This window comes from Duganella sp. OV510 (assembly GCF_900100205.1).
Lineage (GTDB): Bacteria > Pseudomonadota > Gammaproteobacteria > Burkholderiales > Burkholderiaceae_D > Rugamonas.
Map to the genome: position 1 here is coordinate 1,337,699 of NZ_FNEQ01000001.1, position 16,742 is coordinate 1,354,440.

Below are 16,742 nucleotides of genomic sequence, written 5' to 3' on the forward strand. Positions count from 1 at the left end.
CAGCCGGCGCCGCCCTGCGCTGTTGCGCGGGCGACAAAAAAAAGGCCGCCGCATAAGCTCATGCGGCGGCCTTCTATGGAGCGTGGAAGATTATGCTTCCTTGATACGCCTGGCGATATGCGCCAGCGCGTCTTCCACCTGGTCGATCAGGATCAGGCACAGGTCACCGTCTTGCAAGCGCGCCAGCGCGGTGTCGATGGCCTTGAATTCGCCGTAGATTTCCTCAACGTGCGAAGTGCGCGGTGCGCCGGTCAGGCCGGAGCGCAGCAGCGCCACCACTTCGCCGTCGACGCGGCCACGCTGGCAGGCGTCTTCGTACAGCAGCACGTCGTCAAATGCGCGGCCAAGGATCTCGGTCTGCTGCGAGATGTCCTGGTCGCGGCGGTCGCCTGCGCCGGAAATCACCACCACGCGGCGCTTGGCCGGCATGGTTTCCACCGCCTTGACCAGTGCCAGGATGGCGTCCGGATTGTGGCCGTAGTCGGCGATCAGCGTCGCGCCCTTGTAGTCGAACACATTGAAGCGGCCCGGCGCATTGTCCGAATCGTTGGCGAAGGTTTTCAGGCCGAGGCGGATCGCATCCCAGCCGATGCCCACGCCCCACGCCGCAGCGACGGACGCCATGACGTTCTCCACCTGGAAGCCGATGGCGCCGTTGCGGGTGATCGGCACCTGCGACAGCGAGATGCGATGCTGCTCGCGGCCTTCCGCCGCGACGATGTCGCCATCTTCCACATACACGGTGCGGCTGCCCTGCGCCAGGTGCGTGGCGATGACGGGATGCGTGCGGTCGGCGCCGAAGAAGATCACCTTGCCACGGCAGGTGGCCGCCATGCCGGCGACGATAGGATCAACCGCGTTCAGCACCGCGTAGCCGCTTTCCGACACGTTCTGCACGATCACGCGCTTCAGCACCGCCAGGTCTTCCACGGTGGTGATGTAATTCAGGCCCAGGTGGTCGCCCATGCCGATATTGGTGACGACTGCCACCTGGCAGCGGTCAAAGGCCAGGCCTTCGCGCAAGATGCCGCCACGCGCGGTTTCAAACACCGCCGCATCAACATCAGGATGCAGCAGCACGTTGCGCGCGCTGCGTGGACCGCTGCAATCGCCGCTATCGGTCTGGCGGCCTTCGATGTAGACGCCGTCGGTATTGGTCATGCCGGTGCGCAGGCCGCTGGCGGTCAGCAGGTGCGCGATCAGGCGCACGGTGGTGGTCTTGCCGTTGGTGCCGGTCACCGCTACCACGGGAATGCGGCCGTTTTCGCCAGGCGCAAACATGGTGTTGACGATGGCTTCTCCCACCGCGCGGCCTTTGCCAAACGATGGCGCGATGTGCATGCGCAGGCCCGGCGCGGCATTCACTTCCACCACGCCGCCACGTTGATTTTCAATTGGCTCCAGCACGTTGTCGCACACCACGTCCACGCCGCACAGATCGAGGCCGATCATTTGCGCCGCTTCCACCGCACGCGCCGCTACTTCCGGATGCACGTCATCGGTGACGTCGGTAGCGGTGCCGCCGGTCGACAGGTTGGCGTTGTTGCGCAGGATGACGCGCTGGCCCTTGGCCGGCACCGAATCCGCGTTCAGGTCTTGCAGTGCCAGGCGCGCCAGCGCGATGTCGTCGAAGCGGATCTTGGTCAGCGAAGTCGAGTGGCCCGAGCCGCGACGCGGGTCGGCATTGACGATCTCCACCAGCTGGCGCACGGTGTGCACGCCGTCGCCCACCACCAGCGGCGGATCACGGCGCGCGGCAGCCACCAGCTTGTTGCCGATGACCAGCAGGCGGTAATCGTGACCTGGCAAGTAGCGCTCGACCATCACATCGTCGCGGAATTCCTTGGCGGTGCGGAAGGCAGCCTTCAGATGGTCTTCCGTCATGATGTTGACCGTGACACCCTTGCCCTGGTTGCCGTCCTTCGGCTTGACCACCACCGGCAGGCCGATTTCCTGCGCGGCTTTCCAGGCGTCGGCTTCATCTTCGACCGAACGGCCGATAGGCACCGGCACGCCGGCGGCGTGCAGCAGCTTCTTGGTCAGTTCCTTGTCCTGCGCGATGGTCTCGCCAATGGCGCCGGTGGTGTCCATTTCAGCGGCCTGGATGCGGCGCTGTTTCGAGCCCCAGCCAAACATCACCATCGAGCCTTCGGTCAGGCGGCGAAACGGAATGTCGCGCGCCACGGCGGCGTTGACGATGGCGCCGGTGCTTGGGCCCAGGCGCACGTCTTCATCCAGGTCGCGCAATTCGGTCAGCGCGGCTTCCAGGTCGAAGGCGGTATCGGCCAGTACCGAGACGATCAGCGCCTCGGCCAGTTCCACGGCGCGGCGGCCGACGGCTTCTTCGGTGTACTCCACCACGGTTTGATAGATGCCCTCTTCCAGCGTGGCGTGCGTGCGGCTGAACGTCACCGGGCAGCCGGCTTGCGCCTGCAGGCTCAGGGTCACCACTTCCAGCACGCGGGCCAGCGGCACGGCGCTGGAATTGCCGGTCGGGTGCAAGGCGCCAACGGCAGGAAAACGCGCGTGCAGGCGCTGTTCGAAGTTCGGCAGCGTCGCGATCGATTGTTCTTCCGGCGGGCACGAAACGATGACTTCCACTCCAGTATGGTGGCTCCAAAGATTCGGGCCGCGAAGGGCGCGGATACGTTTAACTTCCATGATTATTCTTGTTCTTTCAATGAGGTGTTTTCTTTGGATTCGCTTCCCAGGTGCGCAAGCCGGCGCCGATCAGCTCCGGCGTCAGGCCCAGCGCCCAGCCGGCGGCAATCGCGGCCAGCACGGCTTCCGGCGGCACCAGCGGCGATAGCGGCAGCGTGCCCGCCTCGGTCTGGCCCTCGGCCATCACGATGCAGTTGGCACGCTGGAACACCACGCGTTTGCCGTCCTGGCGATGCGCGGCGATAGCAGCCAGGTGCTCGTCCACGCCGTAGAAAATCACTTCGCCGTCACACAGGTCGGCCATTTCAACCACTTGCGGATCGGCGGCATTCAACACTGCGGCGCCGCCCGGCAGCACCACGTCGACCTGCGTGCGCAGCACGTTGTACAGGCGCTCCTCGCTGTCGATGTGGAACTCGCTCACCTCTTCCAGGCCGCTGACATCGGTGACCACGCCCACCGTGCATTTGTCGTAGGCCAGGCCTTCGGCCAGGATCATGCGTGCGCTGTTTTCAAACACGCCCGCTTCAACACTCTTGTTCAGCAGGAGGCGCTCGCCGGTTTCCCAGTCGGAGAAGCCGTCGCGCGGCAGCAGGCGGCCGTTGACGAACAGGCCATCGGCACAGGTCAGGCCGGTTTTCTTGCCGCTGATTTGCAGCAGCCAGGCGACCAGGCGCGCGGTCATCGTGGTGCCATGTTTGCCGGCGATGCCGACGATCGGCATGCGGCCGGTGGCTTCGCCAAACAGGTGCTCGACAATCGCTTCGCCGACGTTGCGCGGCTCGCCTTCGGCCGGCTTCAGGTGGGCCAGCAGGCCCGGGCTGGCGTTGACTTCGATGATGGCGCCGCCGGTTTCTTCCAGCGGACGGGTGACGTCCGACGTCACCAGGTCGATGCCGGCGATGTCCAGGCCAACCACGCGCGCCGCCAGTGCAGCCATCGCGGCCACTTGCGGGTGCACCTTGTCGGTGACGTCGATAGCGACGTTGCCGTTCGGCTGAATAAGCACTTTCTGGCCATCGGCCGGCACCGAGCCGTGGGTCATGCCCTGGCGCTTCAGCTCCAGGATGATCTCGCCCGATTCGTCAGGCTTGACGCGGCCCAGCGGGAATTCCTCGGTTTCGCCACGGCGCGGATCGGTGTTGATTTGAGTGTTGCACAGTTCCAGCACGCTCGACTTGCCGTCGCCGGTGACCCACAGCGACTCGCCAGCAGCGGCGGCCACCACGCGGCGGCCCACCACCAGCAGGCGGTGTTCGTCGCCGACGATGAAGCGCTCGACGATCACGCTGCTGCTGTCGCCCTCCTGCGCGGCCAGTTCATAGGCGGCGGCGACATCGGCTTCGTTGGTCAGGTTCAGCGATACGCCACGGCCATGGTTGCCGTCATACGGCTTCAGCACCACTGGCAGGCCGATGTCCTGCGCGGCTTCCCATGCTTCGGTAGCGCTGGTGACAAGCTGGCCTTCCGGCACCGGCACGCCGCACGACGACACCAGCGTTTTGGTCAGGTCTTTATCGGAGGCGATGCCTTCGGCGATGGCCGACGTGTGTTCGGTTTCGGCGGTCCAGATGCGGCGCTGCGCGGCGCCGTGGCCCAGCTGCACCAGGTTGCCGTCGGTCAGGCGGATGAAAGGAATCTTGCGCACGCCGGCGGCGTCGACGATGTTGCCAGTGCTTGGGCCGAGGCACAGGCTCTCGACCATGTCGGTCAGCGTGGCGACGGTGGCGTCCAGATCGTAAGGCTTATCTTCGATCATCGCCATCAGCAGGTCGCGGCCGGCGGCCAGCGCGGCGCGGCCGACTTCTTCCTGGCGGGTGCGGAAGGCCATTTTATACAGGCCGCTGTCCGGGCTGATTTCGCGGGTCTTGCCGAAGCCGGTTTTCATGCCGGCCAGGTTTTGCAGCTCCAGTACCACGTGTTCCAGGATGTGGCCGGCATACGTGCCGTCGCGCAGGCGCTCCAGGAAGCCGCCGTGCTCGCCCACGCCGCAGCGGTGGACGATCAGGCCTGGCAAAATGGTGGTCAGACGCTCATACAAACCAGGCAACAAATTCGATGGGAAGTTCTCCAGTTCGCCAATATCCAGCCACGCCTCGATGACCGGGCGATAGGTCCAGATATTCGGACCGCGCAAATGGGTTACGCGGAGAACTTCAATGTCTTTCTTCTTAGTCATGTGTTGATTCTTGTAACTTTGTTATCGGCTTTGCCAGCCCGCGCCGTATTGTAAACCCTGTATCCGTGCCCTGCTGCTGTGCGGTATACTTGCCGCCAACGCAAAACAAGCTTTTTATTGTTTTCTGTCAAATGTTTGATCAATGACAGAATACCGTAAATAAGCCGCAACAACAGCCCTTTTCCCCTCCGGAGTACGCCGCACGATGACGACCGAACAACTTTCCAACGTATCCAGCCTGAGCGAGCTTCCCGAACGCTGGCGTTCCGAGATACAGGCACAACTTTCCCAAGAGGAAAACGTTGTAAGTGCCCTGGAGGTTGACCTGGATCAGCAACTTCGTTTTTCGAAGGGCGCGATGCTGGTGACGCCGGCCCGTTTGCTGGCCCGCGCGCCGGGTGCGGCCAGCTGGGAATCGTGGCCGTTTTCGCCGGGCATGGTGTTGAAACACCACGACCACGCCGGCGTCGGTCATCTCGAATTAATCAATAAACAAGGCCGACTGGGCGCATGGCGCTTCACGCTGGGTCAGAACCTGGCGGCGATCCGCCTGGTCGAGCAGTTCGACGCGCACCGCGACAGCCACGCCAGCGGCCAGCCGGTGGTGGTCGACGACAAAAACGTCTGCCCAAGCTGCAAGGCGCCGATGGAGCCGGACCAGGAAGAATGCCCGGTCTGCACCAAGGTGGTCTACACGCCGCCGTCGACGTGGACGCTGTTCCGCCTGTGGCGCTTCGCCCGGCCGTACAAATGGCAGCTGGCGCTCGGCTTCACGCTGATGCTGCTGTCGACCGGCGCGCACATGATTCCTCCTTACCTGACCATCCCGCTGATGGACAATGTGCTGATCCCGTACCAAAGCGGCAAGCCGGTCGATCCGTCGCTGGTGGCGCTGTACATGTCCGGCCTGGTGGGCGCGGCGGTGATGGCGTGGATTTTCGGCTGGGGCAAGACCTATGTACTGGCGCTGGCCTCGGAACGTATCGGCGCCGACCTGCGCACCACGACCTATGAACACCTGCTGCAGCTGTCGCTGGAATACTTCAGCGGCAAGCGCACCGGCGACCTGATGTCGCGCATCGGCTCCGAGAGTGACCGCATCTGCGTGTTCCTGTCACTGCACCTGCTGGACTTCCTGTCCGACTGCCTGATGATCATCATGACCGGCATCATCCTGTTCAATCTCGATCCATGGCTGGCCATCTGCACACTGGGGCCGCTGCCGTTCATCGCCTGGATGATCCACCTGGTGCGCGACCGCCTGCGCACCGGCTTCGAAAAGATCGACCGCGTGTGGGGCGAGGTCACCAACGTGCTGGCCGATACCATTCCCGGCATCCGCGTGGTGAAGGCCTTTGCGCAGGAGGCGCGCGAGGCGAACCGCTTCCGCACCGCCAACAAGCACAATCTGGCGGTCAACGATAAGCTGAACAAGGTATGGTCGCTGTTCTCGCCGACCGTGTCCTTCCTGACGGAGCTGGGCTTGCTGGTGATCTGGGTATTCGGTATTTATCAGGTCTCCAAGGGCAATATCACTGTCGGTGTGCTGACTTCCTTCATCGCTTACGCCAGCCGCTTCTACGGCCGCCTGGATTCGATGAGCCGCATCGTTTCGGTGACGCAGAAATCGGCATCGGCCGCCAAGCGTATCTTCGATATTCTGGACCACGTGTCGTCGGTGCCTGAACCGGCCAATCCGGTCAAGCTGGATAAGGTCGAGGGCAATATCTCGCTGCGCGAAGTCGGCTTCCGCTATGGGAATCGCGCCGTTAATCGCGGCATCAACCTCGACATCAAGGCAGGCCAGATGGTTGGCCTGGTGGGGCACTCGGGCTCCGGCAAGTCCACGCTGGTCAATCTGATCTGCCGCTTCTACGATGTGGCCGAAGGCGCGATTCTGCTGGACGGCAAGGACATCCGCTCGTTCAGGGTGGCCGACTATCGCCGCAACATCGGCCTGGTACTGCAGGAGCCGTTCCTGTTCTTCGGCACCATTGCCGAGAATCTGGCCTACGGCAAGCCGGATGCGACGCGCGAAGAAATCATCGCCGCTGCGCGCGCCGCGCATGCGCACGAATTCATCCTGCGCCTGCCGCAAGGCTACGACTCGATGGTTGGTGAGCGTGGCCAGGGCCTGTCGGGCGGCGAGCGTCAGCGCATCTCGATCGCGCGTGCGCTGCTGATCGATCCGAAGATCCTGATCCTCGACGAAGCCACCGCCTCGGTGGACTCGGAAACCGAAAAAGAAATCCAGAAGGCGCTGGACAATCTGGTGCAAGGCCGTACCACCATCGCCATCGCCCACCGCCTGTCAACGCTGCAAAAAGCCGACCGCCTGGTGGTGCTGGATCGCGGCGTGGTGGTGGAAGATGGTCCGCATGACGAACTGATGGCGCGCGAGGGCGCGTACTACCGCCTGTATCAGGCGCAGGCCCGCAATGTGGACACGGACCTGGACGACGGTAGCAAGGAATAACACGATGACGACTACATTTGAACTGACCCGTAATCCCTTCGGCCGCCTGGTGCTGACCACCGTGGACGGCGTGGTGCATGAAGGCGTGTCGCCGGTGCGCGCGTTCCCGGTGCAGGCGCCGGAAGATGGTATCTCGCTGCTGAACACCGATGGCAAGGAAGTGGCGTGGATCGACTTGATCAGCGACCTGCCGCCGGCGATTGGCGCGCTGGTGTCCGAAGAGCTCGGCGGGCGTGAATTCATGCCCGAGATCTCGCGCATCAACAGCGTGACCAGCTATGCGACGCCATGCACCTGGTCGGTGGTGACGGATCGCGGCGATACCGAATTCGTGCTGCGCGGCGAAGAAGACATCCGCCGCCTGACGGTTGACACGCTGCTGGTCTCCGACATCCACGGCATCCACTACCTGGTCCGCGACCTGCGCGAACTGGACAAGCACAGCAAAAAAATCCTCGACCGCTTCCTGTAATCCCCCTCCCGCGCCATCGGCCCAACACCGATGGCGCCGCCTTCCCCATCTGATCTAGCGCAAAGCATGCGCAAAAAATGCCTGCATGATGGAATCGTGCGCCCATCAAGAAGGTGCGGGAAGGCATACAATGAATCTCCTCGAACCGAAGTCACACATACCGCAGCGCCCGGCTCCCAAACGGAAGTGAAGCGCCGCAAGCCCGCGCCTGCCAAGCAGCAGCCGCCGAAGGAGGGAGCCGATCATGGATGAAGACAAGGAAGAGCTGTACTTCAATTTCCGCTACGCACAACGCCTGTGTCAGCGCACCGCGCGCTTTTACCGCCGCATCCAGACTTCGTTAGTCTTCATGAGTCTGCTTGCGGGAAGCAGCGCGGTGGCGGCACTAGCGGCGCAGTTGCCGGCGCAATCGGCTTGGCTGCTGGCGACGTTTGCGGTATTCGGCTGTATCCAGCTTGCCGTGCGGCCTGCGGATCGCATCGCTGCCAATGAGGCCGACATGAGAAAGTACAGCGCCCTGCTTGCCAAGCTGAATTTGCTGGATGCGCCGGCCCTGCAACAATTACTCGACGAAGCGCGGCAATCTGACACGATTGAAGTCGAACATCTGCGTCCGGTTGCCTACAACGATGTCGTACTGGAGATAGACGAGCCGGACGCACTGATTCCACTCACGCCCATGCAAAAGCTGATGGGCGCATTGGCGTGATTATTTAAAGGCCTTGATCACCGCATCAAACTTCACTTTAAGCGATTCGTCGTGCGGCGTGATGCGTGGTACTTCGCGCTGTACGCCAAGCAGCTGGTAGACCGCCATCTGCGCCGCACGCACCGAGTATTCGACGGTGAACACCACGTCCTCCGGCACCTCGACAAACTGGCTGACGAAGGCCAGATTGCGCGAACCGGTGGGCACTGGCAGCGGACGGTCGCTATGCTGGCGCGGCATGAACATGCTGGTGATATACGGCATGCGGCATGGAATACAGTTCGCGCTCGACATCACCTGTTCGTAATCGAAATTCAGATGGCCGCACAGCTCGCGCAGGATCTCTTCACCACTGCACTCCGCCATCGGCTTGGCGACAAAATTACCGATGCGGTCCGGATGCAGTCCATAGCCCCAGAACACCTGCACACCTTCCGGCTGCCCGGCAAAGTGCGGCTGATGCGCCAGCACCACCGACATGAACCAGTTGGAATCCTTGAACGTCACCAGCCCGCCCGTACCGGCCACATTGCCGGTGAATTTCTCCATGCGGTCGAAGAAGGCCGGATCTTTCAGCGTCACCGTGAACGACTCCCACCACGATTCCGCAATGCTGGAATTGAACGCCGCCGGATTGCCGAACTGCGGCCGGCCAGCAGCCAGCTTTTCCCACAACGCCCAGCCCTGGCTGTCACGCTTGTCCAGCCTGGACGGTGCGCTGTGCATGCTGCCGTAGCTGGAAGCATCGGTCATTGATCCATTCTGGAAGAACACCAGGTCTTCGGGACGGACCTGGATGGTGTGCGCCTCGCCATCGCGCAGGTAGCGGATCGCGGTCACGGTGGACGCGTCTTCGGTCAACGACAGATCCTCGACCTTGGCGCCGAGCAGCACCTGCACGCCCTGCTGCTGCAACCAGTGCTGCAATGGCCGCACCAGCGAATCGTATTGATTGTAGACCGTGCGCTTGACGCCAGCCAACGTCTCGATGCGTGAGAACTCCTTCATGAAGCGGCGCAGGTAGCGCTTGAACTCCACCGCGCTGTGCCACGGCTGGAAGGCAAACGTGGTCGCCCACATATACCAGAATTTGGTCTCGAAGAATTCCGGCGACAGCCAGTCGGTGATTGCGCTATCGCCCAGATCCTTCTCGTCGGCCTCCTCCAGCTTGACCAGCTCCAGCCGGTCCTCCATCGAGAAGCCCATCGAACTGACATCGACCTTGAAACGGTTGCGGTCCACCAGCCGCGCACGCGAATACGACTTGTGCAGTTCGTTGAACGCGATGGTTTCGTCGTACACCGTCTGGCCCGGATGTTCCAGCGACGGGATGCTCTTGAACAGATCCCAGGTGCACTCGTAGTTGTCAGTGGTGAGCATGCGGCCGCCGCGCAGCGTGTAGCCGCTGTCCGGATTGCCGCCGCCGTCAAGACTGCCGCCCGCCAGCGGCAGGGCTTCAAAGATGGTGATATCGCTGCCGGCCACGCCGCCATCGCGAATCATGAACGCCGCTGCGGCCAGTGACCCGATGCCGCCGCCAACCAAATACGCTTTAACAGGATTACTCATGACGCACACTCCCTCAGTTGAGATGAACCGATTTTAGACAGTCAACTCAACCAAGGTCATTGCGCACGATTCAGAAAAGCCGGGATTAGAAGTGCTTACCTAAAAGGCAATCCAATCGAACAAAAATGGCTTATTTTTCGGTGTACATATTCGCGTACTTCAGACCGAAATACAGGATGAACAGATAGCAAGCGGCCGGCACCAGGAACGACAGTTGCAGGCTGACGGTGTCCGCCAGGTAGCCCTGCGCAAACGGCACCAGCGCACCACCGACGATCGCCATGCACAGCACGCCGGAACCCTGGCCGGTCAGCGGACCCAGTTTATTCAGCGCCATCGAGAAGATGGTCGGGAACATGATGGAGTTGAACAGGCCCACCGCCAGAATCGACCACATCGCCAGCGAACCGCTGCTGAAGATCGCCAGCAGCACCAGCACAATCACCGCCGCCGAGTTGAAGGCCAGCGCCTTGCCTGGGCTGACGGTGCGCATCACCGCGAAGCCGATGAAACGGCCGATCATCGCGCCGCCCCAGTAGAAGCTGACGTAATGGGCCGCCGTCTCCGCCGTCAGGCCCGCCACATGCGGCTCGCCGAGGAAGTTGATCAGGAAGCTGCCAATCGACACTTCGCCGCCGACGTACAGGAAGATCGCCACGACGCCCAGCGCCAGATGTCGGTGTTTCAGCGCATCGGCAAAGGTGCCTTGCGCGCCCGCCTGTTCAGCGTCGACGATCTTCGGCAGGCGCGCCAGCGCGAACAGGACGGCCAGCACCAGCAGCGCGGCAGCCAGCACCAGATAAGGGCCTTGCACACTGGCCGCTTCCTTGGCGCGATACGCGGCCTGCTCCACTTCCGGCAGCTTGGCCAGATCAACAGCGCTCAAAACGCCGCCGCCCAATATCAGCATGCCGCCCAACGCAGGCGCCACGGTGGTACCCAGCGAGTTGAAGGCCTGCGTCAGCGTCAGCCGGCTGGACGCCGTGCGCGGATCACCCAGCGCCGCCACATACGGATTGGCCGCCACCTGCAAAATGGTGATGCCACCCGCCAGCACGAAGAAGGCAATCAGGAACAGCGTGTAGCCGCTGGTCGCCGCCGGATAGAACAACACGCAGCCGGCAGCTGCTATCGTCAGTCCGGCCACGGCGCCATTCTGGTAGCCGAGCTTCTTGATCAGCATGCCCGCAGGCAGCGAGACGATGAAGTAGGCGCCGAAGAAGCAGAACTGCACCAGCATCGCCTGCACATAGGTCAGCGTGTACACCGCCTTCAGGTGCGGGATCAGCACGTCGTTCAGCGACGTGAGCAAGCCCCACATGAAGAACAGGATAGTAACGATGACCAGCGGCCCGGTATTTCCACCGGCAGTCTGTGACTGCCCCGGCGCCACCGCAGTTTGCGAATAATGTTCCATGCTTTACCTTCTCCTTTTATTATTTAAGATCCGCGCACGCCAGCGCATCCTTGTCCTTGGCGGCGCCGCCAACGATCTGGATGTTGGCGAACGTCGCCGTAAACGGCGCATCGGCGGCGATGCTGAACGGCGTACTGAATGCCGCCAGCGGCAAGCCCTTGGCGGCAAAGCAGGCCAACGGAATCTTCACCGTCTGCTTGCCCTTGCCCACCAGTTGCTTCAACACTTCGCTGGCATCCAGCTCCGTTGTCTCCATGCCCACCAAGACCTTGCCCTGCGGCGCGACCGTCACGATGGTATCAAACTGCAGCGCGCCGTCGGTGCTGGCAAACGCCGGCAGCTTGCGCGCCTTGCTGGCCTGTGCTTCCAGTTTCGCCGCGCCGGTCCAGGTCAGGCGCTTGGCGTCCTGCTGGGTGTTGATCTGCGCAGTTTCCACTTTCACGGTCGGCAGGTTGAACACCGCGTTCAAGTCCGCCCCCAGCGCCACGCGCTGGCCGCCGCTGCTGACATACAGGCCATACGTCGCGCGGTCGGTCGGATTGTACACCGGCACCGCCAGCGACTTGCCGCAACCGCCTTCCGGATAACTGGTGTCCAGCTGCGGCACCGTCGCCTTGCTGCTGTAATTCAGACCATAGCCATATTTGAACAGTGGATCGTAGCCAGCATCGCCGATGTTCAGCGGCGTCTGGCAGGCCGACTTCGGCCACGAGAACGACAGCTTGCCGCGGAAGTCCAGATTGACCTTGCCGTTCGCCTTGCGGAACAGCACATCGCTGACGCCCTTGCCTTCGGTGCCCGGCAGCCACGCGGCCACCACGCTGTCCGACAGGTTGAGGATATCGTTGGTGTACAGCGGACGGCCGGAAATCAGCAGCGTCACCACCGGCTTGCCTTTGCCCGCTACGGCCTGCAACACCGCCAGGTCTTCCGGATGACGGCCCGACAGGCGCAGCGTGCCAGCCGGGCCGATATCGCCGTCGCCCTCGGCGTATGGCGTTTCGCCGATCACCGCGATCACTGCGTCATACTTGCTGACATCGACACCGGCGGCATTCTCGCTATACGTGACGTTGTCCTTGCCGGCGACTTCTTGCACGCCAGCCAGGATGGTGTCGCTGAACGGATAGTCGCTGTTCTTGTTGTCAGTGCCCTGCCAGGTCAGCGACCAGCCGCCCGATTGATTGGCCATGTTGTCGGCGCTCTTGCCGACCACCAGTATCTTCTTGCCGCGCGCCAGCGGCAACACGCCGCCGTTATTCTTCAGCAGCACCAGCGATTCCTGTACTGCCTTGCGCGCCAGCGCGCGGTCCTGCATCGCTTCCTGCTTGCCGGCGTAGATGTTCTGTGAAGGCTTCTTGCCGTCGAACAGGCCGGCGCGCAGCTTGACGCGCAGGATGCGGGTCACCGCATCATCGATGCGCGACATCGGAATCTCGCCCTTCTCTACCTGCGCGATGGTGTTGGCGATGAAGCTCTTCCACTTCTCCGGCACCATCACCAGGTCGACGCCCGCATTGATCGATGCAGCGCAGCTGTCTTCCGCGCAGCCGGCCACTTCGCCAATGCCATTCCAGTCGCTGACCACCAGGCCGTCGAAGCCCATCTTCTCCTTTAGCGCAACGGTCAGCAGCTCGCGGCTGCCATGCAGTTTGCCGTAGTCATTCCAGCTGTTGAAGGACGCCATCACGGTCTGCACGCCAGCAGCCAACGCCGGATAATACCCCTGCGCGTGGATGTTGATCATCTCTTCGTTGGCGGACTTGTTGACGCCACGGTCCTTGCCTTCAAAGGTGCCGCCATCGCCAACAAAGTGCTTGGCGGTGGCCACCACCGTGTTATCGGATTTCAAGTCGCCTTGCAGACCTTTGACGTAGACGCCCGCATAGTCTTTGACGATGGCCGGATCTTCGGAGAAGCTTTCGTAAGTACGTCCCCAGCGGTCGTCACGCACCACCGCCAGCGTCGGTGCAAACACCCAGTCGATGCCGGTGGCGCGCACCGCGCGTGCGACCGACTTCGCCATCTCGCCGATCAGCTTCGGATCGCGCGCAGCGCCCAGGCCGATGTTATGCGGGAACAGCGTGGCGCCGTACATATTCGAGTTGCCATGCATGGCATCGATGCCCCAGATGACGGGAATCTGCACCTTCATGTCGGTGCTCACCGAAGCGTCGTAATAGGCGTCGGCCAGCTTGACCCAGTCGGCTGCGCTGGCGTGCTTATTCCCCTGCGGCCAGCTGCCGCCACCATTCAGCACCGAGCCAATGTAGTATTTGCGGATATCTTCCGGCGTGCTGAATTTGATTTCCGGCTGCGTCATCTGGCCGATCTTCTGCGCCAGCGTCATACCGGCGACGATCTCCTTGATGCGCGCTTCCATCGCCTTGTCCTGCTTGACGGCGCTGGTGATGTGCGGCCAGTCGGTCAAAGGCTTGGTGGCTGGTGCGGCGATGACATTGGCGCCCAGCGCCAGCGTGGCCGCAACAACAGCGCGGCGCAGGATGTGGTTATTCATTGTATGTGTCTCCGTTATTGATGTTTAGTTATTGATGTTTAGTTTTTGCCGCGCACGAAGGCGCTGTACCACTCGCCGCTTTGCTTGACGATGCGTCGCTGCGTTGCATAGTCGATATAGGTCAGTCCGAAGCGGCGCAGATAGCCTTCCGCCCATTCGAAGTTGTCCAGCAGGCTCCAGGCGAAATAGCCTTTGATCTTGCTGCCGGCGGCAATCGCATCGCGCATCGCTGCCAGGTGGCGGATCAGGTAATCACGCCGCGCGGTATCCTGCACCACACCGCCTTCAAGATGGTCGTCGTAGGACGAGCCATTTTCGGTGACATACAAGTCGCCGGTCGGATAATCGCGCGCAACGCGTTCCAGCAGCGTCACCATGCCGTCCGGCGACACTTCCCAGCCGAAGTCGGTGCGCTGGCGGTCTTGCGGATACACGATCCTGGTGCGCAGCGGGTAGTCTTCCGGCGCGTTCGCCACCTCTTCCGGGAAGTAGTAGTTCACACCGAGGAAATCACACGGCACGGCGATCGCTTCCATGTCGCCCGGCTCAATCACCGGCGCATCGGCGCCAACCAGCGCCAGCGCTTCCGCCGGATAGCCGCGGCCATACAGCACGTCGAGGAACCAGCGATTGCGCAGCGCATCGTGGCGCGAGACGGCGGCGATATCCTCCGCGCTGTCGCTGGCCGGTTTCACCGGATGCAAGCTCAATGCGATGCCGACCTTCGCGTCCGGCACATTGGCGCGGATCAGCGGCACAGCATGTCCATGTGACACCAGCACGTTGTGGCAGACTTGCAGCGCCAGCGGCAGCGACTTGTTGCCCGGTGCGTGCATGCCATCCCAGTTGCCGTGCATCGCTGTGCACCAAGGTTCGTTGTGGGTGATCCAGTGCTTGATGCGGTCGCCCAGATGCCTGGTGATCACGTCCACATATTGCAAATAAAGCTTGATGGTATCGCGGTTATTCCATCCACCCTGATCCTGGATATATTGCGGCAGATCCCAGTGATACAGCGTGCACCATGGCTGCAAGCCGCGCGCCAGCATGCCGTCCACCAGCTTCGAATAGAACGCCAGTCCCTTCGCATTCGGCTCCGCGTCCACGCCATTGAAAATCCGCGTCCACGCAATCGAGAACCGGTAGACGTTCAGGCCCATCGACTGTGCCAGGTCCAGATCTTCCTCCCAGCGGTGATAGTGATCGCAGGCGACAGCGCCGGTGGAGCCGTCGCGGATCTTGCCCGGCGTGGCGGAAAAGGTATCCCAGATCGACGGCACGCGGCCATCAACGGCGGCAGCGCCTTCGATCTGGTAAGCCGATGTGGAGACACCCCACAAGAAGTCGCTGGCAAAGTCGGAGCGCTTGATCGCCGTAGGCAGGTCAGTAAGAATCATGGTCATGGTTTGAAAGGAGTAGGCGATGTTGGAGAGTTCATCCACTGGATGGCAGTCTGCTGCGGCTCATACGGCACGCTGCCAAACAGGCGGAAAAGTTTTTCGATGTCGGCCAGCGAGGCCTTGTTGAAATCTAGTTGTGGAATTTTTGCGCCGGGCGCATTGGTGACCAGGCCCCAGGTACCCTTGCCCTGTCCGCCCTTGTTGGTCACCAGCTTGTAGGCCCACGCGGTTGAGGCCCAGCCATTGGCGACATAGGTGTCGTAAGTCACGCGCAGCAACTGGCCGCCAAGCTCGGGCCCCATGAAGGCCCACGGCTGGAATTCGCCGACGAAGAAGGCGGTATCCAGGCCGTCCAGCCGCGCCTTCCATTTGCAAACGTTGTCACCTTCGCCGGTGCATTGCAGCCAGTTCTTGTGCACCGCCAGCCCCGGCTTGCCCCAGCCGAAGTGGCCGGGATACGGATGCATCTCGAAGGCGACATTGCTCATGCCATGCTCGGACGGCTTGCCATAAGCGTCGATGCCCTTGCTATGGCCAGGCAGGATGATGACGTGGTTGCGGTCAATCTCGCGGATTGCCTTGTACAGCGTGCCCATGACCACCGCCAGATTCTCCGGCGTGGTGCCCCATGGTTCGTTCAGGATGCTGTAGCCGGCCACCGCGCCGCGATCCTTGTAGCGCGCGGCGATCTGCTGCCACAGCCAGATGGTGCGCGCCTGGTATTCCGGCGTGTCCCAGTATTTGTTCTGTCCCGCGCAGCCGCTGTGATGTTCCCAGCCCTGGCTACCGACGGCGCCGTGCAGGTCCAGGATCACATACATGCCGCGCTTCTCGGCCTGTTCGATGGCGTTATCCAGGTATTTCCAGGCGTCGGCACGCAGCTGGCGCGGATGCTTCTCGTCCTCCACCACGCTGTAAATGAACGGCAGCCGCACCAGGTTCAGATTCAGCTTGCGCAGCATGTCCCAGTCGCGCTCCTTGATCCAGTTATCGCGGAACAGCGTGTACAGGCGGTCGCGCTTCTCGTAGCCGAAGCGCCGGTCCAGCACCGCCTCCAGCTTGCACTGATCGTTCACGGCCTTGGTATCCTGCCCCATCATCCAGAATTCCTGGATCAGGTAATTGCCCAGATTGACGCCACGCAGCGGCGTTTGCGTGCCATCGGCGGCCAGCCATTTCGTGCCTTCGGTGCGCAACATCGGCAAGCCGCCTTGCGCTTGCGCCGCGCCGGCCAGCAGGAATGCAGCCAGAATTACCAGTCGTTTTATCAGCATGCCGTCTCCGTTGATGGAATCGTTTCCAATATACTGTAAAAAAAGAGCATGCGGACAGCGCGTGCTC

General features: G+C 62.2%; 10 protein-coding genes. 3 read left to right on the top strand and 7 right to left on the bottom strand.

What is annotated here, in order from left to right; genetic code table 11:
- Nucleotides 1-90: 90 nt before the first annotated feature.
- Both cphA (BLS51_RS06255) and cphA (BLS51_RS06260) read right to left on the bottom strand, forming a co-directional pair.
- On the bottom strand, nt 91-2,661 hold the full coding sequence (gene cphA / locus BLS51_RS06255; RefSeq protein ID WP_090176487.1) for a cyanophycin synthetase: 2,571 nt from the start codon (nt 2,659-2,661) through the stop codon (nt 91-93).
- 16 nt (nt 2,662-2,677) lie between these two features.
- Entirely contained in the window at nt 2,678-4,840 is a 2,163-nt protein-coding gene (cphA, locus tag BLS51_RS06260) for a cyanophycin synthetase (protein WP_090176482.1), read from the bottom strand.
- Nucleotides 4,841-5,045: 205 nt separating this feature from the next.
- On the opposite strand from cphA (BLS51_RS06260), the gene BLS51_RS06265 reads away from it, so the two are divergent.
- The 3 genes from BLS51_RS06265 to BLS51_RS06275 all read left to right on the top strand — a co-directional run bounded on the left by BLS51_RS06265 (nt 5,046) and on the right by BLS51_RS06275 (nt 8,497).
- Nucleotides 5,046-7,316 carry a cyanophycin metabolism-associated ABC transporter gene (locus BLS51_RS06265; RefSeq protein WP_090176478.1) on the top strand — a complete coding sequence of 757 codons (2,271 nt, stop codon included), beginning with the start codon at nt 5,046-5,048 and terminating at the stop codon, nt 7,314-7,316.
- 4 nt (nt 7,317-7,320) lie between these two features.
- Nucleotides 7,321-7,788 (top strand): cyanophycin metabolism-associated DUF1854 family protein, encoded by a 468-nt coding sequence (locus BLS51_RS06270; protein ID WP_090176474.1) that lies wholly within the window; start codon nt 7,321-7,323, stop codon nt 7,786-7,788.
- Between the two features lie 244 nt (nt 7,789-8,032).
- Nucleotides 8,033-8,497, top strand: coding sequence for a hypothetical protein (locus BLS51_RS06275; RefSeq protein ID WP_090176471.1), 465 nt, complete (start codon nt 8,033-8,035; stop codon nt 8,495-8,497).
- On the opposite strand, the gene BLS51_RS06280 is transcribed toward BLS51_RS06275, so the two are convergent.
- The 5 genes from BLS51_RS06280 to BLS51_RS06300 all read right to left on the bottom strand — a co-directional run bounded on the left by BLS51_RS06280 (nt 8,498) and on the right by BLS51_RS06300 (nt 16,675).
- Nucleotides 8,498-10,066: an oleate hydratase gene (locus tag BLS51_RS06280; RefSeq protein WP_090176467.1), complete on the bottom strand. Its 1,569-nt coding sequence runs from the start codon at nt 10,064-10,066 to the stop codon at nt 8,498-8,500.
- Nucleotides 10,067-10,196: 130 nt separating this feature from the next.
- Entirely contained in the window at nt 10,197-11,483 is a 1,287-nt protein-coding gene (locus BLS51_RS06285; RefSeq protein ID WP_090176464.1) for a sugar MFS transporter, read from the bottom strand.
- 19 nt (nt 11,484-11,502) lie between these two features.
- Nucleotides 11,503-14,001: a glycoside hydrolase family 3 protein gene (locus tag BLS51_RS06290; RefSeq protein WP_090176461.1), complete on the bottom strand. Its 2,499-nt coding sequence runs from the start codon at nt 13,999-14,001 to the stop codon at nt 11,503-11,505.
- Between the two features lie 38 nt (nt 14,002-14,039).
- Complete coding sequence (locus tag BLS51_RS06295; protein WP_090176456.1) at nt 14,040-15,404, bottom strand: GH1 family beta-glucosidase; 1,365 nt, start codon at nt 15,402-15,404, stop codon at nt 14,040-14,042.
- Nucleotides 15,401-16,675 (bottom strand): glycoside hydrolase family 5 protein, encoded by a 1,275-nt coding sequence (locus BLS51_RS06300; protein WP_090176453.1) that lies wholly within the window; start codon nt 16,673-16,675, stop codon nt 15,401-15,403. Before BLS51_RS06300 ends, BLS51_RS06295 begins: the two co-directional genes overlap by 4 nt.
- Nucleotides 16,676-16,742 lie beyond the last annotated feature (67 nt).